This is a genomic window from Acidovorax sp. GBBC 1281, from assembly GCF_028473645.1.
In the GTDB taxonomy this organism is placed as follows: Bacteria; Pseudomonadota; Gammaproteobacteria; order Burkholderiales; family Burkholderiaceae_C; genus Paracidovorax.
The window spans coordinates 2,547,550-2,570,571 of the sequence record NZ_CP097269.1; the positions used below are offsets into that span (position 1 = coordinate 2,547,550).

The 23,022-nt window shown below is 69.1% G+C and carries 18 protein-coding genes and 2 pseudogenes; 7 read left to right on the forward strand and 13 right to left on the reverse strand.

Annotation, left to right across the window (positions count from 1 at the left end):
* Window positions 1-134: 134 nt before the first annotated feature.
* The 5 genes from M5C96_RS11795 to M5C96_RS11815 form a co-directional block, all read right to left on the reverse strand.
* Window positions 135-4,028: a sensor domain-containing protein gene (locus M5C96_RS11795; RefSeq protein ID WP_336297895.1), complete on the reverse strand. Its 3,894-nt coding sequence runs from the start codon at window positions 4,026-4,028 to the stop codon at window positions 135-137.
* 165 nt (window positions 4,029-4,193) lie between these two features.
* Entirely contained in the window at window positions 4,194-5,531 is a 1,338-nt protein-coding gene (locus M5C96_RS11800; RefSeq protein ID WP_272569276.1) for an MmgE/PrpD family protein, read from the reverse strand.
* A gap of 71 nt (window positions 5,532-5,602) precedes the next feature.
* On the reverse strand, window positions 5,603-7,717 hold the full coding sequence (locus tag M5C96_RS11805; RefSeq protein ID WP_272569278.1) for an acetate--CoA ligase family protein: 2,115 nt from the start codon (window positions 7,715-7,717) through the stop codon (window positions 5,603-5,605).
* 4 nt (window positions 7,718-7,721) lie between these two features.
* Window positions 7,722-8,513, reverse strand: a complete 792-nt coding sequence (locus M5C96_RS11810) for an enoyl-CoA hydratase/isomerase family protein (protein WP_272569279.1) — start codon at window positions 8,511-8,513, stop codon at window positions 7,722-7,724.
* A 59-nt stretch (window positions 8,514-8,572) separates the two neighbouring features.
* Window positions 8,573-9,550: a tripartite tricarboxylate transporter substrate binding protein gene (locus M5C96_RS11815; protein WP_272569280.1), complete on the reverse strand. Its 978-nt coding sequence runs from the start codon at window positions 9,548-9,550 to the stop codon at window positions 8,573-8,575.
* Between the two features lie 189 nt (window positions 9,551-9,739).
* Here M5C96_RS11815 and M5C96_RS11820 point away from each other — a divergent pair, with 189 nt between their 5' ends.
* Window positions 9,740-10,537, forward strand: a complete 798-nt coding sequence (locus M5C96_RS11820; RefSeq protein WP_272569281.1) for an IclR family transcriptional regulator — start codon at window positions 9,740-9,742, stop codon at window positions 10,535-10,537.
* Window positions 10,538-10,574: 37 nt separating this feature from the next.
* On the opposite strand, the gene M5C96_RS11825 is transcribed toward M5C96_RS11820, so the two are convergent.
* Genes M5C96_RS11825 through M5C96_RS11835 form a run of 3 tightly spaced genes read right to left on the reverse strand, consistent with a single transcriptional unit; the run spans window position 10,575 to window position 13,705 of the window.
* Window positions 10,575-11,510, reverse strand: a complete 936-nt coding sequence (locus M5C96_RS11825; RefSeq protein WP_272569282.1) for a DMT family transporter — start codon at window positions 11,508-11,510, stop codon at window positions 10,575-10,577.
* The gene (locus M5C96_RS11830) at window positions 11,507-12,097 is read right to left on the reverse strand and encodes a methylated-DNA--[protein]-cysteine S-methyltransferase (protein ID WP_272569283.1); all 591 of its coding nucleotides are present in this window, start codon (window positions 12,095-12,097) and stop codon (window positions 11,507-11,509) included. The genes M5C96_RS11825 and M5C96_RS11830 overlap by 4 nt, the downstream gene beginning before the upstream one ends.
* A 54-nt stretch (window positions 12,098-12,151) precedes the next feature.
* Window positions 12,152-13,705, reverse strand: a complete 1,554-nt coding sequence (locus M5C96_RS11835) for a DNA-3-methyladenine glycosylase 2 family protein (protein WP_272569284.1) — start codon at window positions 13,703-13,705, stop codon at window positions 12,152-12,154.
* Window positions 13,706-13,943: 238 nt separating this feature from the next.
* Here M5C96_RS11835 and M5C96_RS11840 point away from each other — a divergent pair, with 238 nt between their 5' ends.
* From M5C96_RS11840 to M5C96_RS11850, 3 genes are all read left to right on the forward strand, one after another.
* Entirely contained in the window at window positions 13,944-15,332 is a 1,389-nt protein-coding gene (locus M5C96_RS11840; RefSeq protein ID WP_272569285.1) for a phosphomannomutase/phosphoglucomutase, read from the forward strand.
* 62 nt (window positions 15,333-15,394) lie between these two features.
* On the forward strand, window positions 15,395-16,213 hold the full coding sequence (locus tag M5C96_RS11845) for a carbon-nitrogen hydrolase family protein (protein ID WP_272569286.1): 819 nt from the start codon (window positions 15,395-15,397) through the stop codon (window positions 16,211-16,213).
* Window positions 16,210-17,631, forward strand: coding sequence for a 3-deoxy-D-manno-octulosonic acid transferase (locus M5C96_RS11850; protein WP_272569287.1), 1,422 nt, complete (start codon window positions 16,210-16,212; stop codon window positions 17,629-17,631). Before M5C96_RS11845 ends, M5C96_RS11850 begins: the two co-directional genes overlap by 4 nt.
* Before the next feature lie 232 nt (window positions 17,632-17,863).
* Here M5C96_RS11850 and M5C96_RS11855 read toward each other — a convergent pair whose 3' ends face one another.
* Window positions 17,864-18,487, reverse strand: coding sequence for a TetR/AcrR family transcriptional regulator (locus tag M5C96_RS11855; RefSeq protein ID WP_272569288.1), 624 nt, complete (start codon window positions 18,485-18,487; stop codon window positions 17,864-17,866).
* Window positions 18,488-18,618: 131 nt separating this feature from the next.
* On the opposite strand from M5C96_RS11855, the gene M5C96_RS11860 reads away from it, so the two are divergent.
* On the forward strand, window positions 18,619-19,545 hold the full coding sequence (locus M5C96_RS11860) for an NmrA family NAD(P)-binding protein (protein ID WP_272569289.1): 927 nt from the start codon (window positions 18,619-18,621) through the stop codon (window positions 19,543-19,545).
* A gap of 198 nt (window positions 19,546-19,743) precedes the next feature.
* Here M5C96_RS11860 and M5C96_RS11865 read toward each other — a convergent pair whose 3' ends face one another.
* A complete protein-coding gene (locus M5C96_RS11865; protein WP_272569290.1) occupies window positions 19,744-19,908 on the reverse strand; it encodes a hypothetical protein in 165 nt (54 codons plus the stop codon).
* Between the two features lie 118 nt (window positions 19,909-20,026).
* Window positions 20,027-20,980: an IS5 family transposase gene (locus M5C96_RS11870; RefSeq protein ID WP_272563677.1), complete on the reverse strand. Its 954-nt coding sequence runs from the start codon at window positions 20,978-20,980 to the stop codon at window positions 20,027-20,029.
* On the opposite strand from M5C96_RS11870, the gene M5C96_RS11875 reads away from it, so the two are divergent.
* A complete protein-coding gene (locus M5C96_RS11875; protein ID WP_272569292.1) occupies window positions 20,967-21,107 on the forward strand; it encodes a hypothetical protein in 141 nt (46 codons plus the stop codon). The genes M5C96_RS11870 and M5C96_RS11875 overlap by 14 nt on opposite strands.
* Here the strand turns inward: M5C96_RS11875 and M5C96_RS11880 are convergent.
* Window positions 21,105-21,206 (reverse strand): annotated as a pseudogene (locus tag M5C96_RS11880) (IS5/IS1182 family transposase); the annotation flags it as partial. The gene M5C96_RS11875 and the pseudogene M5C96_RS11880 overlap by 3 nt on opposite strands.
* Window positions 21,207-21,233: 27 nt before the next feature.
* On the opposite strand from M5C96_RS11880, the pseudogene M5C96_RS11885 reads away from it, so the two are divergent.
* Window positions 21,234-21,497: pseudogene (locus M5C96_RS11885) on the forward strand (IS5/IS1182 family transposase); the annotation flags it as partial.
* Between the two features lie 75 nt (window positions 21,498-21,572).
* On the opposite strand, the gene M5C96_RS11890 reads toward M5C96_RS11885, so the two are convergent.
* A complete protein-coding gene (locus M5C96_RS11890) occupies window positions 21,573-22,532 on the reverse strand; it encodes a TRAP transporter substrate-binding protein (protein WP_272569293.1) in 960 nt (319 codons plus the stop codon).
* Between the last annotated feature and the right edge of the window lie 490 nt (window positions 22,533-23,022).

Here is a 23,022-nt window from a genome sequence, read left to right on the forward strand (position 1 = left end):
TATTTGTATAGCAATATGCCCTAGTGGATATTGCGCTGAAGGCCTTTTTGATCCAAGGCTCAACGCGGCATGCGGTCGCTACGTGGCGCCGTCCGGTGCCAAGTTGGCTGGTTTCTGGCGGAACCGGCTTGGCGTCAAAGCCCGCGGCGCGGCTGCCAGCCTTCGGGCGCCTGCCATTGCGCCAGCCACTGCGGCAGTTCATCCGCCGGCATGGGCCGGGCGATGCAGTAGCCCTGTGCCAGCGCGCATCCCATCTGCTGCAGCATCTGCCCTTGCTCCACGGTTTCCACGCCCTCGGCGACGATGGAGTAGCCGAACGACCGCGCCAGGCCGATCACGCCCTGCACGATGGCCAGGTCGCCCGAGTCGGTCATCATCCCGTGCACGAAGCTCTGGTCGAGCTTGAGCGTGTCCATGGGCAGGCGGCGCAGGTAGGTGAGCGACGAATACCCCGTGCCGAAGTCGTCCAGCGACACCGTCACCCCCAGGTCGCGCAACTGCTGCAGCTGCAGCGCGACGTGGCCGATGTCGTAGAGCGCCGCGCTTTCGGTGATCTCCATGTCCAGCAGGCTCGCGGGCACGTCGGGCCGCTGCGCCAAGCGCCCGGCCAGCCAGTTGGCAAAGCCTTCGCGCTGCAGGTGCTGGGCCGAGATGTTGATACTCACCGGCAGGCGCAGGCCGGCGCGCAGCAGGGCGGCGATGCAGTCCAGCGCCGTGTCCACCACCCATTCGCCGAAGACCGTCTCCAGGTCGGTGCCGTCCATCAGGTGCAGGAAGGCACCGGGCGACAGGGTGCCGCGCTGCGGGTGGTGCCAGCGCGCCAGGGCCTCGGCGCCCACCACCGTGCCCAGGCGCATGTCCACCTTGGGCTGCAGGAAGAGGGCGAATTCGCCCGCCGCGATGGCCTCGCGCACCTTCTCGCCCTGTTCGCGGTGGCTTTGCAACGCGCGCTCCTGCGCGGCGTCGAAGGCGTGGAAGCGGTTGCGCCCGGACTGCTTGGCCGCGTACATGGCCTGATCGGCATGGCGCAGCAGGGCATCGGCGTCCGCGTCGTCGTCGGGGTAGATGGTGTAGCCCACGCTGGCCGTCACCGTCACCGCCACGCGCTCGGCGCCCAGGGTGTAGGGCGCGGCCACGCTTTCCATCACCCGGCGCAGCAGGCGCTCGCCGTCGGCGCGGGTCGCGAGGTCGGGCAGCAGGATGACGAATTCGTCGCCGCCCAGCCGCGCCACGCAATCCACAGGGCGCAGCGCCCGCGTGAGGCGGCCGGCCACGATCACCAGCAGCCGGTCGCCCGCATCGTGGCCGAGCCGGTCGTTCACCGGCTTGAAGCCGTCCAGGTCGAGGTAGGCCACGCCCAGCAGCCGGCCCCGCTCGCGCGCCTGCGCCATGACCTGCTGCAGCCGCGTGGCCAGCAGCACCCGGTTGGGCAGGCCGGTGAGCGCATCGAAATGGGCGAGCTTCTGCAGCAGTTCTTCCTGCATGCGCTGGCTGCTCACGTCGATGCCCACGCCCAGCATGCGCTGCGGCCGGCCGGCTTCGTCGTGGTCCACGATCTTGCCCAGGTTGCGCACCCAGCGGCCGAGCCCCTGGGGCAGCGCGATCTGCCAGGTGGCGTCGAACGGCGTGGCGGGATGGGCGGTATGGCGCGCCAGTTCGGTGGTCACGGCCTCGATGTCGGCTGGCGCCATGCCGGCGGTCCAGTGCACGGGCGAGGCGTCGCCCGCGGCGGGCGGCAGGCCCTGCAGGTCGCGCCAGCGGCGGTCGCCGGTGAGCGTGCCGGTCTGCAGGTTCCAGTCCCACAGGCCGATGGAGGCGGCCGAAATGGTGAGCGACAGCAGCGCCTCGCGCTCGCGCACCTGGTCTTCCATGCGCTTGCGTTCGGTGATGTCGTGCACCGAGAACAGCCAGGCCGGCACGCCGTCGATCTCGGTGGCATGCATGGATTGCAGCACCGTGCGCGAGCCGTCGTGGCGCGTGTGCACCGTGATCTCCAGGCCGTTGATGGCGGTGCGGTCCTGAACGGATTCCAGCAGCGCGGCGCGCTCCTCGGGCGTGAAGATGCCCAGCTCGATGGCGGTGCGGCCGATGACCTCGTCCCGGGGAATGCCCAGCATCGCCTCCCAGGCGGGGTTGACGTCGATGTAGGCGCCGTCGGCGCGGCGCGACAGGCCCATGGGGTATGGCATGAGGCGGAACACGCGGGCGAAGCGGTCCTCCGACTGGCTCAGCCGCTCGGTGGCGCGCCGGGATTCATCGATGTCCTGGATCACGCCCCGCACGCGGGTGACGTGTCCGTTTTCCAGCACGGGCTCGGCGCTGGCGGTCACCCAGATGTGCCGGCCGTCGTCGGCCCGCTGGATCTGCACCTGCATGCTCCATTCGGCCTGATCCACGACGCATTGCCGAAAGCGCTCGCGCAGGGCCTCGCGGAACTGCGGCACCACGAACCGCTCCAGGTAGTCGGTGCGCGGCAGCGGCGCGTCGGGCGGCAGGCCGTGGATGGCGTACGAGACATCGGACCAGTACACCAGCCCCTCCCCGACGATGTGCTCCCACGCGCCCATGCGGGCCATGCGGCCGGCCTGCTGCAGCAGGCGGTTGGCGTCCATCAACTGAGCGCGGCTGCGCTCCTCGGCCGTCATGTCGTGGAACACGAAGACGATGCATTCCTGGCCCGAGACCGTCACGGGCCGCGCCGACATCAGCCCGGGAATGGGCCGGTTGCCCCGCTGCGCCACCATGGGCATGCGGTCCACGTAGCCGTCGCGGCGGTGCAGCGCCACCATCTGCGCACGCTGCTCGGGATGGGCCCAGATGTCGAGCTCGATCGAGGTGCGGCCCACGGCCTGTTCGCGGGTGTAGCCCAGCAGCTCGGTGAAGGCCTCGTTCACGTCCAGGTAGCAACCGTCGGACAGGCGCGTCACCCCGGCGGGATCGGGCAGCATCTGGTAGATGGTGGTGTACTTGACCTCCGACAGCCGCAGCGCCTCCTGCATCTCGTGCAGCGAAGTCACATCGAGGTCCATGCCCACCAGGCGCAACGGCTGGCCGTGTGCATCGCGCTCGGCCACCTGGCCCCGGGCGATCACCCAGCGCCAGCGGCCATGGATGTCCTGCATGCGGAATTCGGCATTGAAACTGTCTTCGTGCCCCTCCATGGTGCGCTGCAGGTAGGTGGCCAGGCGGGCGGCGTCGTCCGGGTGGCGGCGCTCGTTCCAGCGCTGCCAGTCGCTCGCATCCCGCGCCGCTGTGCTAGCGCCACGGCGGATGTCGCGGTCTTCCAGCCCGAAGGCCTGGTAGAAGCTGCCGCGGTAAGAAAACCGGCGCTGGGGCACATCCCACTCCCAGCGGCCGCCCCCGGTGGCATCCAGGGCCATGAGCAGCTCCTGCTCCTGCTGGCGCAGCGTCTGCAGGGCCCGGGCCCGGCTGCACAACAGCTGCGTGCCACCGCCAAGGATCAAAAAGCCCATGCCATAGCGCCAGGGCAGCTGCTGCAGCCAGGGCATCAGGTCGCCCTCCGGCAGGAAGCCCGCCAGCCCTTCGCGCCAGAACAGCATGCACGGCGGCAGACAGGCGGCCACGGCGACGATCACCACCCACAGGTTCAGGCCCGTCGCCTGCCTTGCCCCGCGCCACAGCAGGCCGATGGCGAACACGGCGCCGATCGCGCCCAGCCCGGCAGGCAGTGGCCCGGCCGACAGCCCCCAGAAGCCGACGGCGGTGACCCCGGCCGCCAGCGCCCCGGCCAGCGGGCCGAACATCACCGTGCACACGGCCGTCACCGTGGGGTGGGGCAATTCGGCATACAGGGGGTCGAACGCCCAGGTGAACACCATGATCAGCACCGAGGCCAGCCCCCCGGCCAGCCCGGCCTGCACCCGCGTGCGCCGCGACGGCTGCAGCAGTTCGGCGCCGGGCAACAGCGCCAGCACCGCGATCAGCAGAAGGTGCAGTCCGCCGAGGAAGAAGATTTCATAGCCCATCGTGCGGCGCCGAAGGGAGAACACCTTGGCGGCCCATGGCACGGACCCGAACAGGACAATCCATGCAGAAGTGGGGCGCGAGGGGCATGGGCCGAGTTTAGAACGGGTTCATGACCATGGCAGAGCAGCGCCCGCACGAAAGTTGGCGGCCGGGCGCCTCTCTCGGGTTTTTCCGGAAGGCGGACGGGTCGGGCCGCCGCGCCCGGATCAGGCCGCGAGGCCGTGCAGGTCCGGCGCCCGGTCCAGCGCCCAGAGGTGGCCGAGCAGGCGCTGTGCGCGCCCCGCACCGATGACCGGCGCTGCCAGTTCCAGGAATTTGCCCTCCAGCTCTTCGTCCGACAGCGGCAGTTCGGGGTCGCCCTTGCGGTCCGGCTGCAGCCACACCAGGCGGCGGCCATCGTGGGTTTCGATCTCCACGCGGGCGGACCGCCGGCCCGGAAAGGCGGCGTCGATTTCGGGATCGACCACCGCGCCGATGCGGCCCACCATGGCCCGCAGCGCCGGGTCGGCCAGCCGCTCGGGCGTGTAGGCGGCCAGGCGCACGCTGCCGTGCACCAGGGCGGTGGCCACGACGAAGCGCAGGCTGAACCGGGCCTCGTTTTCGGTTTGCGGGTTTTCGTAGCAGGCGATGTCAAGCGCCGGGCCATAGGTGGCGACCTGCACGTGGCGGATGTCGGCCGGCTGCAGCTTGTGCGCTGCGCGCAGCGCCAGTGCGCCGTCGATGGCCGCAAACGTGTGCCCGCAGCCGATGTGGTTCTTGAACGTCAGGCGCGTGATGTGGAAGTCGCGCCCCAGGGTGTCGCCGGCGTGCGACCAGTCCGGGCCGTCGCTCATGGCGCGGCCCAGGCCCGCCTCGCCATCCAGCACGTCCAGCGAGCCGGTCACGCGCTGGCCGGCCAGTTGCGCGGCCAGCAGGCCGGCCTCGGCCGCGCGGCCGGCGTGCAACGGCTTGGACATCGAGTCCATCCGGAATGCCTGCTGCAGGCCTGAGGCGAAGGTGGCCGCCGTGGCCAGCGCATGGGCGAAGGGGGCGGCGTCCAACTGCAGCACCCCGCTGGCCGCCGCCGCGGCGCCGAAGGCGCCCACGGTCCCGGTGTTGTGCCAGAAGCGGTAGTGCGGCCGGCCCATGACCACACCGATGCGGGTCGAGACCTCATAGCCCAGCACTAGGGCGCGCAGGAACACCAGCCCGCTGGCGCCGGCCTGCTGGCCGGCTGCGAGGGCCGCAGCGATGGTGGCCGCGCCGGGGTGGTACATGGCCTCGCGAAAACTGTCGTCCACCTCGGCCGCGTGCGCTGCCGCGCCGTTGTACAGCGCCGCCGCCTGGGCCGTGGCGGCGCGGCCGTTGCCCAGGCGGGCGGGGCCGCGGTCCAGGTCGTCGGCCAGCACCTGTTCCAGCTGGGCCAGCGGCGCGGTGGCCAGGCCCGGAAACAGCGAGGCATGCCAGTCGATGACGGCGCGCTTGGCGTGGTGGATCACCGGATCGGGCAGGGTGGTGTGTTGGAACGCGCGGGCATATTGCCCGAAGACTTCGGTGGCATGCATGGTGGGCGGATGTCCTTTGCTTTCAAAACCCGGGGACGAAGCGAAGGCGCCGGCCTTGGAGGCGCTCGCGCTCACGCCAGCACCAGCACGCCGTCCGCGGCGCACACGCCCTGGCCCCGGGGCAGGACGAACACCGGGTTGATCTCCGCCTCGACCACGCGATCGCCCAGTTGCGCGGCCATGGCCGAGAAAGCCACCACCGCGTCCACCAGCGCCTGCACATCGGCGCAGGGGCGGCCCCGGAAGCCGTCCAGCAGCGGCCAGGTCTTGAGCTCCTGCGCCATGGACAGCGCCTCGGCCCGGCTCAGCGCGCCGAGCCGGCCGCCCTCGCAGGGCAGCAGGCGCAAGGCGGTGTCCTGGAACAGTTCGGCCGTCACGCCCCCCATGCCCAGCAGCACGGCGGTGCCCAGCGCATCGCGGTGCAGGCCGAGGATCAGCTCGGTGCCGCCCCCGACCATCTGCTGGACCAGAAACCGGTCCGGACGCTCGCCGGCCCGGGCCTCGACCTCATCGGCCATCCGGTCCAGCCGCGCGCCGATGGTCTGCGGCAGCAGGCCCACGGCCACGCCGCCCACGTCGCTCTTGTGCGTGATGCGCGAGGACAGGATCTTGAGCACCACCGGCCCGCCCAGTTCGAGCGCGGCGGCCTCGGCCTCGGCCGCCGTGCCCACCACGCGCTCGGCCGCGCAGGGCACGCCGAAGCGGCCGAACACCGCCTTCGCCTGAGCTTCGTCCAGCGGCCCGCCGGGCAACGGCTCCAGCGCCACCGCGGCCGGGCCCGGGGCAAGGGCGGCGGCCCCGGGCTCCCCGGGCACCTCGAAGCGGCTCGCACGCAGCATGCCGGCCAGCGCGGCGGTGCAGCTTTCGGCGGCGGCGAAGGCCGGCACGCCGCGCTGGGTCAGCAGCGCCCCGATCTCCGGTGCGTGCGGGCTGACGTAGGCCAGCACCGGCTTGTCGGAACCCGGCAGGCAGGCCTGGATCGCGCCGGCCAGCAGCTCCGGCATCGCCAGGCTGGAGGAGCCGACGATGATGACCAGCGCGTCGTAGCGCGGGCTGGCCAGCAGCGCCGTGATGGCGCCCCGCAGCAGGTCGGGCCGCAGCCCGGCGAGCGTGACGTCGATGGGGTTGCGGTCCAGCACCGCCTCGCTGCCGGTCTGCAGGGCCCGCAGCGCCTGGGCCGTGGCCGCATCGGGCGGGGGGGTCTCGAAGCCGGCCACGCCCAGGTCGTCGGACACCAGCGTGCCCGCGCCCCCGGTCGAGGTGAGGATGGCCACGCGGTTGCCGCGCAGGCGCCGCCCGGTGCACAGCGCGGCCGGCACGTCCAGCAGGTCGGCGAAGCGCTCCGCGCGGATCACGCCCACCTGCTTGAACAGCGCGTCGTACATGCGGTCGGCACCGGCCAGGGCGCCGGTGTGCGACACGGCGGCCTGCGCCCCTGCCTCTGAGCGCCCCACCTTGAAGGCCACCACCGGCTTGCCGGCACGTGCGGCCTTGAGGCAGGCCGCCCGGAACCGGGCCGGGTGGCGCACCGCCTCGACATACAGCGCGATCACCTGGGTGGCCGGGTCGTCGGCCAGGTGGTCGATGAAATCGGCCAGCTCCAGATCCACCTCGTTGCTGGTGGATATGAGCTTGGACAGGCCGATGCCCCGCGCCGCCGCGCGCGACAGCAGCGAGCCCAGGATGCCGCCGCTTTGCGACACCACGCCGATGCCGCCCACCGGAAACGCATCCATCTCCAGCGCGCCGGAGGGCGAGAGCACGATGCCGTCGGTCAGGTTGACCAGCCCGATAGTGTTGGGCCCCAGGATGCGCATGCGGCCGGCCGCCTCCATGAGTTGCGCCTGGCGGTGCGCGCCTTCCTCGCCGGTTTCGGTGTAGCCGCTGGCCAGCACGATGGCCGCCGCGCAGCCGCGCGCCGACAGCTCCCGGACCGTCTGGTGCGCGCGCTCGGCACCCAGCAGCACCACGGCCACGTCCGGCACCTCGGGCAGCGAGGCCACGTCGGGATAGCAGGGCAGGTCGCCGATGCGCTCCACCTTGGGATTGACCGGCAGGATGCGGCCCGAGTACCCGTGCTTTTGCAGATAGGCCACCGGACGGCCCGTGGTCTTTTGCGGGTCGGCCGAGGCGCCGATGACGGCGACGCTGCGCGGCGACAGCAGCTTGGCGATGGCTTCGTTCATGGCATCACTCCGTGGCGGCCGAACGGGCCAGGAACGACTCCACGGCGGCGCGGTGCTCGCTGCTCGTGTAGCAGATACCCTGCGCCTGGCTGCCCTGCGCGAACACGTCGTGCGAGGTCCGCTCGAAGCTCTGGTTGAGGATCGTCTTGGTGAGCGCGATCGCGGTGGGCGACGCGCTGCCCAGCTCCCTGGCCCACGCCTGCGCGTCGGCCAGCAGCGAGGCGGCCGTGGTCCGGCGGTCCACGATGCCCAGGGCCAGGGCCTCGTCGGCGTCCACTTTGCGCCCGGTGAAGATGAGCTGCTTGGCCTGCGAGAGGCCGACCCGGCGCGGCAGGAAGTACATGCCGCCCCCGTCCGGCACGATGCCGCGCAGCACGTAGCTCCAGGTGAAGCTGGCCCATTCGCTGGCCAGGATGAAGTCGCAGGCGAGCGCCGTGTCGGCGCCCAGGCCCGAGGCCGCGCCGTTGACGGCGGCGATCACCGGCTTGGGCATGGTGTGCAGCAGCGCCTGCGTCTGGTGCACGCGCTGCTGGCGCTGCCAGCCGTTGAAGCCGACCTCGCCCGCCGGTGCGTTCATGCGCCGCTGCATGCCGGCGATGTCTCCGCCCGCGCAAAAGCCCTTGCCCGCGCCCGTGAGGACGAGCGCGCGGATGCTGCGGTCCGCAGCCACCTTTTCGAGCGCGTCGATGAACTCCGTTCGCATGTCGTCGCTCATGGCGTTGCGCTTGTCGGGGCGGTTGAGCGTGACGGTGGCCACCGCGTCGGTGGTGTGCAGTTCGATCAGGGTGTAGCGCATGGCTTGTTCTCTCTACAGGGGAATCGGGGTCGGTGCCGGCAGGGGGGCGGGCAGGGTGTTCAGTCGGGCTTGATGCTGTTTTCCTGGATGATCCGGGCCCAGCGCTGCTCCTCGGCCTGCACGTAGGTGTCCAGCTCCGCCGGGGGGCCGGCGTTGATCACCAGGCCTTCGTGTTCGAGCTTGCGAACGAAGTCGGGCGAGCGGGCCGCCTTCTGCGCCGCCGCGTTGAGCCGTTCGACCACCGGTGCGGGCGTGCCGGCCGGCACATAAAGGCCGTACCAGCTCTCCACCCGATAGCCCGGCACCGTGGCCGCGACGGTCGGGACGCCCTTGAAGGCGTCGGAGGGCTGCGCGGTCGTCACGCCCAGGGCGCGCAGCTTGCCGGTGTCCACGAAGGTGGACACCGCCGCAGCGGTGGCGAACATCATGTCCACCTGCCCGCCCAGCAGGTCGGTCAGCGCCGGGCCCGCGCCACGGTAGGGGATGTGCGTGAGCGAGACCTTGGCGAGGTTGCCGAACATTTCGCCGGCCAGGTGCGCGGAGGTGCCCGCACCCTGCGATGCGTAAGTGAGCTTGCCCGGATGGGCCTTGGCGGCGGCCACCACCTCGGCCACGGTCTTGTACGGGCTCTCGGGCCGCACCACCAGCACGTTGGGCCCGCGCCCGATCAGGATGACCGGCTGGAACGCCTTGTTGCTGCCGTAGGGCAGCTTGGGCTGCAGCGCCGGATTGATGGCATGCGCGAAGGACGCCACCACGGCCACGTAGCCGTCCGGCGGGCTCTTGGCCACGTTGTCCGTGCCGATCATGGTGCCGGCGCCGGGCTTGTTTTCGATGATGACCGGCTGGCCCAGGTCCTTGGACATTTCCGCGCCCAGCGTGCGCGCGATCAGGTCGGTGCCGCCCCCGGGGGCGAAGGGCACGACGAGCTTGAGGGGTTTGTCCGGAAACCCGGCCCAGGCCGGGGCGAGCGGACAGGCCAGTGCGAGAAAGAGGGAAATCGCTCTCGCGCATCGGCGAGCGAAGGGGGTGGGCATTGCGTTGTCTCCTGTTGTGGTCTGGTCGCGTCCGGCATCCCATCGGTGTGCCATGCCGGGCTGCCCAAAGCTTAGGCAGTTCCCCCCGTCTTGTGCCCCCCGCTGTTCCAACCAGTGAAACTGGACGAGGGTGCCGGCACGCTGGACAATCGGCGCTCGCCCAGGCCGGGCGCCAGGAAAACCCCTCTCATGACCCGTTCCGCCATCCTCCCGGACCTGCCCGGGCAGTCGCCCTCCAACCGCTCGCTGGAGCGGGGCATCGAGATTCTTCGCGCCTTCCGCCCGGGCTCGGAGCTGCTCGGCAACGGAGACCTGGTGGAGCGCACCGGCCTGTCCAAGGCCACGGTGAGCCGGCTGACGCAGACGCTGGTGGGCGCGGGCATGCTGCAGTGGGACCCGGCGCGGCGCGCCTACCGGCTGGCGCCCGCGGTGCTGAGCCTGGCGCATTCGATGCGCACCGGCTCGCGGGTGCTCTCGGCCGCCGCGCCGCTGATGCGGGCCCTGGCCGAATCGCGGCGCATCAACGTCGGCCTGGCCGCGCCGGACCGCGACGAGATGGTGTACCTCGAATCCATCCGGTACAACCGGCGGATCGTGCTGCGGCATGTCGTGTCCGGCCAGCGCGTGCCCATGGAGCTGACGTCGCTGGGCCGCGCCTACCTGGCCGTGGCGCCGGCCCCGCAGCGCACGGCGCTGCTGGAGGTGTTCAAGGCGCGCCGGCGGGGCCAGTGGAAAGCGATCGAGCGGGAGATCGACGACGCCCGGGCCAGCGTCCACGCGCGGAACTTCTGCGCCGCGGCGTGGCAGCCCGAGGTCGTGGCGCTGGCCACGCCGCTGGCCACCGCCGATGCCATCTACGTGCTCAACTGCAGCGTCTCGACCGGCGACCCGCTGGAGGCGGTGGTGGGCGAGCTGCACGCGCCCCTGCTGGCCCTGCGCGCCGACATCGTCCGGGCGCTGCAGGCGCAGGCCGCGCAGGAGGCGTGAGCCGGGGCCCTGGCGCCCCGGCGGCCTTTGCGGCTCGTCAGCCCGCGCCGGTGCGCCGCCGCGGCCCGATCAGCCCGGTGGACAGCATCGTGCCGCACACGATCACCAGCCCGCAGCCCACCATCCACGGCGTGACGGCCTCGTGCAGGAACACCGCGCCGTAGAACACCGCGAACACCGGCGCCAGGAAGGTCACCGCCAGCGCCCGGCTGGGCCCGGCATGGGCGATCAGGCGAAAGTACAGGATGTAGGCGATGCCGGTGCACAGCACGGCCAGCGCCACCACCGCGGCCCAAGCGCGCAGGCCGGGCGTCTGCGCGGGCCAGAACCAGATCGCCGGCAGCGCCAGGCCCAGGGCGGCGCCCAGCTGGCTGCCCGTGGCCGTGGCCAGGGGCGGAATGCCCGTGAGGTAGCGGCGCGCGAAGCTCGCGGCCACCGCGTAGCACGACGAGGCCAGCAGGCAGGCCCCGAGCGCCCAGCCGGCGTGCCCCGTCTTCAGGCCCACGCCCGCCGGCGCCCGCCAGGCCAGCAGCGCCACGCCGATGAACCCCAGCGCCAGCCCGAGCCAGCGCAGCCGCGTGATGCGGTCGCCCAGCCACACCCAGGCCACCAGCGCACCGAAGAGCGGCACCGTCGCGTTCAGGATGGACGTGAGCCCCGTCGCCAGGTGCATCACCGCCCAGGCGAACAGCGCGAACGGAATGGCGGAGTTGATCAGCCCGGCCAGCATGATCGGCCGCCAGTGCCGGCGCAGCGCCGGCCACTGCCCCTGGCGCAGCAGGATCGGCCACAGGAAGAGCGTGGCCAGGCCCACGCGCAGGCCGGCGGCGGGCAGCGCGCCGAACTCCGCCGCGCCCAGCCGCATGAACAGGAACGACGCGCCCCACAGCGCCGACAGCACGATGAACTCGCCCAGCCACGCCTTGGGCGCCGCGCCCACGGCCCCCGGCGCGCCGGCCGCCCGCGCGCTCATGCCGTGGCCCCTGCGGCGGCAGGTGCTTCGCCGGCAAAGAGCGGCAGCGTGCCGGGGCCGTGCCCTCCACTGGCGGCAGGCACCGCGCCTTCGCGCTGCAGCAGCCAGGCCTTGCGCGGCAGCCCGCCGGCATAGCCCGTCAGGCTGCCCGCCGAGCCCACCACGCGGTGGCACGGCACGATCACGCTCACCGGGTTGCGGCCCACCGCCGCGCCCACGGCGCGCACGGCCAGCGGCCGCTCCAGCAGGCGGCTCAGGGCACCGTAGCTGGTGGTGGCGCCGCAGGGAATGCCCAGCAGCGCCTGCCACACGGCCTGCTGGAACCGCGTGCCGCCCGACAGGTCCAGCGGCAGGTCGAAGCGGGTGCGCCGGCCGTCCAGGTATTCGTGGAACTGGGCCTTGGCGCGCAGCAGCACTGGATGGGCGTCGTCCACGGGCCAGGCGCCGGGGCCGTCGAGCAACGCTTCGGGCTGGTGGCGCTGCCCGTCGAACCACAGGCCCGACAGGCCCAGCGGCGAGGCGGACAGGCGCACGTCGCCCAGCGGGGTGGGCGTGCGGCTTTGCACGGTGAGGGGATGGAACTGCATGATCGAATCCAAGGTAAAAAGTGGCTCCAGCACAATGAATGCGCCGGCATATTGCTATGTTTTTAATAGTGATTGCGTGGTGGGCGCCCCCGAGGCCGTGGGCGTGCTCCCCAGCGTCCACGCCCGGATCACCGCATAGCTGCGCCACGGCCGCCACGCTTGCGACGCGGCCGTGGCCGCCTGGGCCGCGCGCGGCGCGCCCTGCACGCCCAGCGCCTTGTGCAGCGCCACGTCGCCCGCCGGAAACGCATCGGGCCAGCGCAGCGCCCGCATGGCGATGTACTGCGCCGTCCAGTCGCCGATACCCGGCAGCCCGCACAGCGCCGCCGTGGTGGCCGCCACGTCGGCCGCGCCGTGCAGCGCCAGGCGCCCGCTGTCCACCGCCTGCGCCAGCGCCACGATGGCGGCCTGCCGCTGGCGCACGATGCCCAACTGCCCCAGCGCATGGCCCGCCGCGCCGGCCAGCACCGCCGGCGAAGGGAACAGCCGCGTCAGCGCCGGCCAGGGCGTGTCGATGGGCTCGCCGAAGCGCTCCATCAGCCGCTGCGCCAGCGTGCGGGCCGCGGCCACGGTGATCTGCTGGCCCAGCACGGCGCGCACCGCCAGCTCGAACCCGTCGAATGCGCCGGGCACGCGCAGCCCGTCGCCCTCGGGAAAGGCACTGTGCAGCACGGCGTTGATGGCCTGCGGGTCGGCGTCCAGGTCGAGCAGGGCGCGCACCCGCGCGATCACCAGCGGCAGCACCGGGTGCAGGTTGTCGCTGGTCTGCAGCAGCACCTGGGGGCGGTCGGGATCGAACCGGGCGCTCAGCCAGCCGGCATGCACCTGCCCCCCCGCCACCAGCCGCACCGTGCGGCGCAGGGCCTGCTCGCCCTCGGTGGACACCGACTCCACCGCATGGATCTGCCGCTTGGCGAAAAACGCCAGCAGGGCCGGCACGTCCAGCGGCGGCCGGTAGGCCAGGCGCACCGTGCTGCTGGCGCCGCCCGCCGTGCCCGCGCCGGTCTTGCGCAACTGCGTGGGGTTGAGCCCGTAGTGCCCGGCAAACGCCGCATTGAAGCGCCGCACGCTGCCGAAGCCGCTGGCCAGCGCCACCTGCGTGACGGGCAGGTCGGTGTCGGTCAGCAACTGCTTGGCGGCCAGCAGGCGGCGCGTCTGCAGGTATTGCAGGGGCGACACGCCCAGAGCCGTCTCGAAGATGCGGCGCAGGTGCCGGTCGCTCACGCCCAGCCGGGCGGCCAGGCGTTGCAGGGGGGATGGGCCGGTGGCGGCGGCTTCCCAAGCGCCTTCGCCCTCCAGCAGGCGCAGCGCCTCGCGCACCAGGATGTCGGGCGCGTCCTGCACCGACCAGGCCAGCGCGCGCGGCGCCAGTTCGGGCCGGCAGCGCAGGCAGGGCCGAAAACCCGCGCTCTCGGCCTGCGCGGCCAGCGCGAAGAAGCGGCAATTCTCGCGCCGCGGCGTGCGCACCGCGCACACCGGCCGGCAGTAGATGCCGGTGGAGGTCACCCCGGTGAAGAACCGGCCGTCGAAGCGCGCATCCCGCGCCGCCATCGCCCGGTAGCGGGCATCGTCGGCATCGGTGGCCAGGGGAGGGCGGGGCGCTGTCATGAAGGGCCATCATAGGCCGGCGACGTGGCAGCGCTGGCCGTTTCCGGACATGTGCCTGACGCGCCGCGGACGCGCCCGGCGCGTCCGAAGATGCGGCGCCGGCCTACGCGCCGCGGCCCCGGCGGCGCTCGACCCCGCGCCTACAATGCCGCGATCCCGTCCAACGAGAAGGGGCGCCGCAGCGCACCATGCGCCCGCCGCGCCCCGCGATTTCTCCCGAACCGCGAAGGAACCCCCTGTGCAGCCCACGCCCGCCATCTTCAAGGCCTACGACATCCGCGGCATCGTGCCGAGCACCCTGAACGACGAAGTGGCCCGGGGCCTGGGGCGCGCCTTCGGCACCGCCGCGCGGGCCGAGGGTCAGACGGTGGTGGCCGTGGGGCGCGACGGCCGCCTGTCCGGCCCCTCGCTGGCCTTCGCACTGATCGCCGGGCTGGTGGATGCCGGCATCGAGGTCATCGACATCGGCCCCGCCACCACCCCCATGCTCTACTTTGCCGCCCACACCCTGTGCCACAGCGGCATCCAGGTCACCGGCAGCCACAACCCCAAGGACTACAACGGCTTCAAGATGGTGCTGGCCGGCCGCGCCATCTACGGCGACGAGATCCAGGCCCTGCGCCGCACCATGGAAGAAGAAAGCTGGACGCTGGCCCAGGGCGGCAGCGTGCGCCAGGCCGACGTACTGCCCGCCTACGTGCAGCGCATCACCTCCGACGTCAAGCTCGCCCGCCCCATGAAGATCGTGGTGGACAGCGGCAACGGCATTGCCGGCGCCTCGGCCCCGGGCATCTTCCGCGCGCTGGGCTGCGAGGTGATCGAGCTGTTTTCCGAGGTGGACGGCGACTTCCCCAACCACCATCCCGACCCCAGCAAGCCCGAGAACCTGCGCGACCTGATCGCCACGCTGCAGTCGAGCGACGCCGAACTGGGCCTGGCCTTCGATGGCGACGGCGACCGGCTGGGCATCGTCACCAAGGACGGCCAGAACATCTTTCCCGACCGCCAGATGATGCTGTTCGCCCGCGACGTGCTCTCGCGCGTGCCCGGCGGCCACATCCTCTTCGACGTGAAGTGCACCCAGCGCCTGGCCCCCGCCATCACCGAGGCGGGCGGCCAACCCGTCATGTACAAGACCGGCCACTCGCTCATCAAGGCGCGCATGAAGGAACTCGACTCGCCCCTGGGCGGCGAGATGAGCGGGCACATCTTCTTCAAGGAGCGCTGGTTCGGCTTCGACGACGGCACCTATGCCGGCTGCCGCCTGCTCGAAATTTTGAGCCGCGAAAGCGACCCCGGCGCTGTGCTCAACGGCCTGCCCACCAGCCATTCCACGCCCGAGCTGAACGTGTCGTGCGCCGAAGGCGAGCCGCACCGCCTGACCGCCGAACTGCAGGCCCTGGCCGCCGAAACCTTCGCCGCCCCGGCCGAGATCAACACCATCGACGGCCTGCGCGTGGATTGGCCGGACGGCTTCGGCCTGATCCGCGCGAGCAACACCACGCCCGTGCTGGTGCTTCGCTTCGAAGGCCATACGCCCGAGGCGCTGGCGCGCATCGAAGCGGCCATGCTCGCGCTGCTGCACCGGGTCAAGCCCGACGCGCACGTGGGTGCCGCGGCCCACTGAGCGTTCGCCATCCGCCATCCGCCGCCTGCCATCCAACGCCCGCTCCACGGACCATCCGCCCCTTGAATCCCCCTGTGTTCCCACCGCTGTACACCGTGGCAGCGGCGCAGTCGATCTCCCTGCCCGGCGATGTGCCGGCCAACGTGCAGGCGCACCTGGCCATGGTGCAGGCCGCCGCCCAGGAAGGCGTGCAGCTGCTCGTCTTTCCCGAGTTGTCGCTCACGGGCTATGAGCCCGACCTGGCGGCCCGCCACGTGCTTGGCGCGGACGATGCCGTGCTGGCGCCGCTGCGCGACGCCGCCCGCGCCCATGGCATGGCCGTGGTGGTCGGCGCGCCCGTGGCCCCCGCCGTGCCGGGCGGCCTGCCGGCCATCGGCGCCTGGGTGTTCGGGCCCGATGGCCGCGCCGCCCTGTACCGCAAGCGCCATCTGCACCCCGGCGAAAACACCTTCGCCAGCCCAGGCACCGAGGATTTCCACGTGCGCCCCCTGGTCGGCCAACCCACCGCGCTGGCCGTGTGCGCCGACACCACGCACCCCGAACACGCCCGCGCCGCACGCGCAGGCGGCGCGGCCCTGTACGCCTGCGGCTCGGTGATCTCCGAAGGCGCCTATTCGCGGGAGACCGCGCAGCTGCAGGGCTACGCCGCCGAGTGGGGCATGGCCGTGCTGCTGGCCAACCACGGCGGGCCTACCGGCGGCTACGCCTGCGCGGGGCGCAGCGCCTTTTGGGCGCCGGGCGGCGCCTGCGTGGCGGCCGCCCCAGGCACCGGCACCTGCCTGGTCATCGTAGTGCGCGATGGCAACGGCGACGGGTGGCAGGGCCGCGTGCTCCCCACAGAACCCGGCCGGCCCGGCACCGCGGGCGTGGCAGGGCAGTGACCCCCGCCCGCGCCCTGTACTCGGCCATCACCTGGCTGGCCCAGCCGCTGCTGCGCGCGAAGCTGCGCCGCCGCGCCGCCACCGAGCCCGGCTACGGCGTGGCCGTCGAAGAACGCTTCGGCCACTACCCGCAGGCGATGGACAGCTTGGCCCCCATCAGCACCACCGGCCTGGGCCACCCCTTCGTCTGGGTGCATGCCGTCTCGCTGGGCGAGACCCGGGCCGCCGCCATCCTGCTGGCCGAGCTGCGCCAGTTGCTGCCCGGCATGCGCCTGCTGCTCACCCATGGCACCGCCACCGGCCGCGCCGAAGGCGAGAAACTGCTGCAACCCGGCGACGTGCAGGTCTGGCAGCCGTGGGACACGCCCGGCGCGGTGCGGCGCTTTCTGCAGCAGTTCCGCCCCGAGATCGGCATCCTCATGGAAACCGAGATCTGGCCCAACCTGCTGGCCGGCTGCCGCCAGCGCGGCATTCCCGTGGTGCTGGCCAACGCCCGCCTCAACGCCCAGTCGCTCGCCGGCGCGCGCCGGCTGTCGTGGCTGTCCCGCCCCGCCTACGCGGGCCTGGCCGCCGCCTGGGCCCAGACCGAGGCCGACGCCGAGCGCCTGCGCGCGGCCGGCGCCCCCGTGCAGGGCGTGTTCGGCAACCTCAAGTTCGACGTGGTGCCCGACGCCGCCCAACTGGCGCAAGGCCGCGAATGGCGCGACGCCACCAGCCGCCGCGTGGTCCTGCTGGCCAGCAGCCGCGAGGGCGAAGAAGCGATGTGGCTGGAGGCCTTGCAGCCAAAAAGGCCTCCAGCGCAAATAACCCTAAGGCATGCTGCTATCAATTCAGGAGTATCCGGTGCAGCGACACCGGAAGCAGCCCTGCCCGTGCAGTGGCTGGTGGTGCCACGCCACCCCCAGCGCTTCGCCCAGGTGCGGGAGCTGATCGAGGCCGCAGGCCTGACGGTTTCGCCCCGCAGCACCTGGGGCGCCGCGCCCGGCACCGCCGACGTGTGGTTGGGCGACTCGCTGGGCGAGATGGCGCTGTATTACGGCCTCTCGCACGCAGCCCTGCTGGGCGGCAGCTACGCGCCACTTGGCGGGCAGAACCTGATCGAGGCGGCCGCCTGCGGCTGCCCGGTGGTGACGGGGCCGCACACGTTCAACTTTGCCGAGGCGGCACGGCTGGCTTGCGAAGTGGGGGCGGCGCTGCGGGTGCAGGACATGGCCGAGGGGGTCGCCGTGGCGCAGGCGCTGGTGGGAGATGGGCCGAGGCTGGATGACGCGCAGGGCAGGGCGGTGGCGTTTACCAGCGCGCACCGGGGGGCGGCGTTGGCGACGGCGCTGGCTGTGGCGCAGATGTTACGGGTGCAGGTGGGGGGCTCGGGGGACTTCAGGCTATCAAGTCTGCCGGGCGCGGTAGATTCTCAATGAAAAACCAAAGCAGGCAGTTGGTTATTAGCGGCCCTACAGGGGTTTCCAGCGATCAATTTGGAAACTGCGAAAGTGGGCTACCGGCCAGGAGCAGCCCGTCGTAATGGCTTCCTGGCCGACGGCTTCAGGCTGGAAGGAGTCGTTCTGAGCGCGTATCGCCACTGGGTTCTGTCGATCACTTGCAAACCGAGGCGTAGTGGAACTCCTAAGCACTAGACCAGAGTGAATCCGACTACGTCGAAGTCCGTGACCCGGTTATCAGCACCATCAGCAAATGATCGACGATCTTGATCAGTCGCTCTGACGGTACCGGTGTACCGGTTGGTCCACCGTAATGCGCCAAGAGCGCGATGACCGTATCAGCCAGTACATCGAGCTCGACCTCGGACAGGAGTGCGTAGCCTGCATCCGACGCCCGTGCAGACATCTTGGCCAACTCTGCCCGGATAAAGGTGCTGTAACGCTCGACCAGTGTTCGATAGAGCTCCGGGTTCGACCGCGCCATCTCCATGGTGGCGGTGACAATTTCAGGACGGTCATCGCAGCTGCCTGCTTGATGCACCAAAGCAAGAAGGTCGTCTCGGAGCGAAGTGCCGGGATACCTAGGCGCATTCAATGAGTCCAGCGTTGCAACTGCGTCGGCCACTAGATCAGGCTTTGCCGTCCAACGCCTATATAGCGTTGCCTTCGATACCCCCGCAAGAGCCGCCACGTCCGTCATCGTCAGGCCGTGGTATCCCTTGGCGGCGAGTAGCTCCAATGTGGCGTTAATGATGAGCTCGTCACGGCTGGAGTCTTGATTCCGACCGCGCTCTGCCGGAGGAAGCCGATGCGGGTGGTGTGGTTGGTCGTTCATTTCGGCCCTGCAATTTTTAGGGATTCTAAACTATGCAGTTCCGAAACTATTGCGTTTCGTATATCGTTGGTTTGTTGTCCAGCGCGTCGTTGCGTTGTTAGCACTCAAACCATCCAGACGAAAGGCTTTCCATGTCGAACTCCACTATCCGCCCCATTTTGGTCACCGGTGCCACCGGCAAGCAAGGGTGCGCTGTCGTGCGTGCCTTGTTGCAGGCAGGCCGGCCCGTGCGCGCGATGACGCGCGATACATCCACGGCCGCAGCCCAGGCCCTTGGCGCACAAGGGGTGGTGGTTGTAAAGGGCGACTTCAACGATACGGCCAGCCTGGACGCAGCGCTGGCGGGGGTAGATGGCGTTTTCTCAATGCAGATGGGCTCACATCCAGGCGATCCGGATACGGAAGTTGTCACCGGCAAGGCCTTAATCGAGGCCGCTAAACGCGCAGGGGTAGATACAGTGGTCCACACCTCTGTCGCCCGAGCGGGTGATCAGAAGAACTTCGTAGGCTGGGAAGAAGGCCGCTGGGAGCCGCTGTACTGGAACAACAAGGCGGCTGTAATTGAGATGGTCAAGACACAGGGCTTCCGCCACTGGGTGATCCTGAAGCCGGCCATGATCATGGAGGACATCGTCCCGCCGCAGGCCGATATGCAGTTCGCCTCGCTTCGCCAGCGCGGAAGGTTCGAGACTGCAATCGAAGCCGACACTGCCGTTGACTGGATTGCGGCAGATGACATCGGCGCGTTTGCTGCCGCCGCCTTCGCCGACCCTGCGCGTTTTCACGGCCATGAGATCGACCTGGCAGTGGAGCGTGCCACGCTGCCCGAGGTGGCCGCCAAGATGAGCAATGCCACAGGGAAGCCGGTCTCGGCGATCACGTTATCGGAAGCCGAACTGCTTGACCGCCAGTACGGTGCTCTGGCGACTCAGTCCGAGTCCTGGGTCAACGTTGAGGGCTACAAAGTGGACCTTGATGCTGTGCGCAGTTGGAACGTGCCGCTAACCACACTGGACCAATTTATCGAGAGAAACCGAGACAAGTTCGTGATCGGCTGAGAATTAGTGCACCAGCTAACTTTCAGCCTTATTGGAATGGCCGATCCCTGCCGCTGGGATCGAGCACGGCGACCGGCGGCAATCACTCGAAAGCCGCCTCCTTTGCGCGAGAACTGAGCGGCAGCAACGGGCCCAAAGCGGAAGTTCAAGCGGTTCCAAACCTGACAGCCAACGAATTCCCTAAGGGGGTTCGCGCTTTCAGACGTAGGTCGCCCGAACCCCAGGTTCTGCACTTCGAGCGCAATCCAAAAATCCGGCATAGAAGAACGGAATGCTGTCGCTTGTATCACCAGACAGACGGCCACGGACCTTGTCGAACGTCATCATCGAGACATGGAACTGAGGCTCACCAACGATCAGCACCGGTTGTTTACCCTTTTCGTACCAACCCCACTTGCCACCACACTAGAGAAAGGCCCCTTGGAGGGGCTTTGTTGCACAAACCGAATCGAGCGCGTTATGACCCCAGCCCCAGGCGCACTCATGCCACAGCCGCCACCGCGACGGTTTCAGGCCGTCCAAGCTGGCTGAACCGGTTCAGCAGCGCAACTCGGACATGCAGCTCAACCACCTGACGCTCAAACGTTCGTGCCATGACCCGCTCGCCCAAGCGCTTGAAGCAGTGCATCTTGGTCTCCACCAGGCTGCGCCGGTGGTAGCCGCTCCAGCTCTTCCAGATACGCCAGCCCAGGCGCCTGCAGGCCCGTACGGCTTCGTTACGGCTGGCTGACCCGGGACTGGCCCGTTTCCAGAAACTGGCGTTCTTGCGTGGCGGGATCACGGCCTGTGCACCTCGTCTGGCAATGGTGTCCAGACAGGCCCGCGTGTCATAAGCTCCGTCAGCACTGACACTGACACTGGCGATGGGCTCATCGACCTCAATTTGCGCCAGCAACTGCGGCAGCATGGGCGCATCTCCAATGGCGTTGCTGGTGACCTCGATGGCCCGGATCTCCAGTGTCTGAGCATCGATGCCCAAATGAACCTTACGCCATTCGCGCCGGTATTCGGCCCCGTGCCTTTTGCGCTTGCATTCACCTTCTCCCAGGAACTTAATGCCTGTGCTGTCCACCAGCAGGTGCAGCGGTGAGCTCCTCGGCTGGTAGTTCAGTTGGACTTGCAGATCCTTTTGGCGCCGACAGACCGTGCTGAAGTCAGGGACCGGCCAGTTCACCCCAGCCAGCTTGAGCAGGCTTTGGACCATGCCAAGCGCTTGGCGAAGGGGCTGACCAAACAGGCACTTGATGCTCAGACAGAACTGGATCGCGGCATCCGAGAACGTTTGGTTGCGACCGCGTTTGCCTTTGGGCTCAGCCAGCCACTGCATCCCCCTATCCAGCCACATCGTCAGCGATCCACGGGCCTTCAATGCCGCGTTGTACTGTGCCCAGTTTGTCGTGCGGTAGCGGGTCCGCATCTTCTTGCCTTCACTCATCTGGTCAGACTACCAGCGAGCTGCATCGCTTTGTGCAACAAAGCCGTTTACTTGGACAGCTACAGCAGACTCCATCCTCGAAAAACTCGCCAGACTATGCGGGCGAATTAACGGGACAGGACACTAGCCACATCGTCAACGAGCCTCGCGCTTTCAGCGCCGCGTTGTACGCCTTCCAGTTCGTCGTGCGGTACTTGCTCCGCTGCCTGTTCTTCGTCTCTGTCACGCAGTCAGTCTACGGGCATCAGCATCGCGATTTGTGCAACAAAGCCTCGATGCTCAGACACTGGAGATCCGGGCCATCGAGGTCACCAGCAACGCCATTGGAGATGCGCCCATGCTGCCGCAGTTGCTGGCGCAAATGACCAAGATGCACTGCTTCAAGCGCTTGGGCGAGCGGGTCATGGCACGAACGTTTGAGCGTCAGGTGGTTGAGCTGCATGTCCGAGTTGCGCTGCTGAACCGGTTCAGCCAGCTTGGACGGCCTGAAACCGTCGCGGTGGCGGCTGTGGCATGAGTGCGCCTGGGGCTGGGGTCATAACGCGCTCGATTCGGTTTGTGCAACAAAGCCCGGCCAGCCGCCCCAACTTTGCTACTTTGTATAAGGTGTGGACGCAGAGCCCTGATTGGAGAAGTAAGGGATCAGCATGCGGTTGCCCTCGGCACCCGTCTCCCGCAGGGATTCGACGGAAAACTTCTCTCCGATGCGCCGCAGCTCGTTGCGCAGCTCGGGCTCGGGCGTGTCCACCTTGATGCCCTTGCTCGTCAGCTCCGCCATCGAGACCGTGGATGCCGCTTCGCTGGCCATCCAGCCGCGCTTTTGCGCTTCATCCGCCGCCGCCATCACAGTCTTCCGGTTTGCCTCGGAAAGCGCGGCCCACTTGGCCTTGTTGGCGATCACGATGTTCTTCGGATACCAGCCGCGCACGTTGTAGAAGTACTTGGCCGGTCCCTCCCACAACTTCGAGTCCACCCCGGTCGCGGGCGATGTGAACATGGTGTCCAGCCGCTGGTCCTTGAAAGCCGCGCCGATGGCCTGCGTAGGCACGTCCACGGGCGTGGCGTCCATGAGTTGAGCCAGGCGCACCGTGCTGGGGTTGTAGGTGCGCATCTTCGACCCGCGCAGATCAGCGATGCTTCGCACTGGGCGGGTGGTGAACAAGCCCTGGGCCGGCCAGGGCACGGCGTAAAGGATCACCAGGCCCTGCTTGTCCAAGGCCTCCTGCAGGATGGGGCGCTGCGCATTCCACAGCCGCAAGGCATCGTCGTAGCTGTGGACGATGAAGGGGATGGCATCCGCGCCGGCGATCCGGGTGTCGCTGGCCATGGAACTGAGAAGGACCTCTCCCGCAGCCAGATCTCCGGAGCGGACTTTGCCCACGATCTCGGAGGGACTGGCGGCAATGCCGTCAGTGCGCACTTCGATGACCAGGCCGCCCTTGGACCGGTCATTGACGTTCTGCGCGAATTGGCGCAGGTTCACGCCGTGAAAAAGCTCCTTTGGGTAGCCCGAGGCCAGCGTCCAAGTGTTCTGCGCAGCCTGCGCAGCCACGGGCTGAAGGCTTGCACATGCCGCTACGGTCGCCAGCAATCTCACCGCCAACCGAAGCATCATCTTGGTAGAGACCACTAGTCGAACAGGGAGTTTCATCGCGATCTTTCTTGTATTTTGCACTTGTCTTTTGACTCCATACATCCACGTTGGTCTTGGTCATAGGGCACAAATTGAAATTCCTAGGAACTGTTTTTTCCGCGATACTCCGATACCGCGTTTTCGGTTATTCAACTGCTGTATAGTGTATCGGACTTTATATTTTAAGGAGACATTCATGGGACGCACACCGAATGATGACCGCTCTGACTCGTTGAACCCTAACAACGATGCTTACGATCACGCTAATGACAATCACTCGAATCAACTGAATCCCAACAATGAACGATATCAAGGTGACGGGACTGAGGAGTCTGAGGAAGAAAATTAGCCAGTGCCGCCACTTGAGCAGGCACGCGGTGGGCTGGAGCGGCGTGAGGGAGGCTTTGTT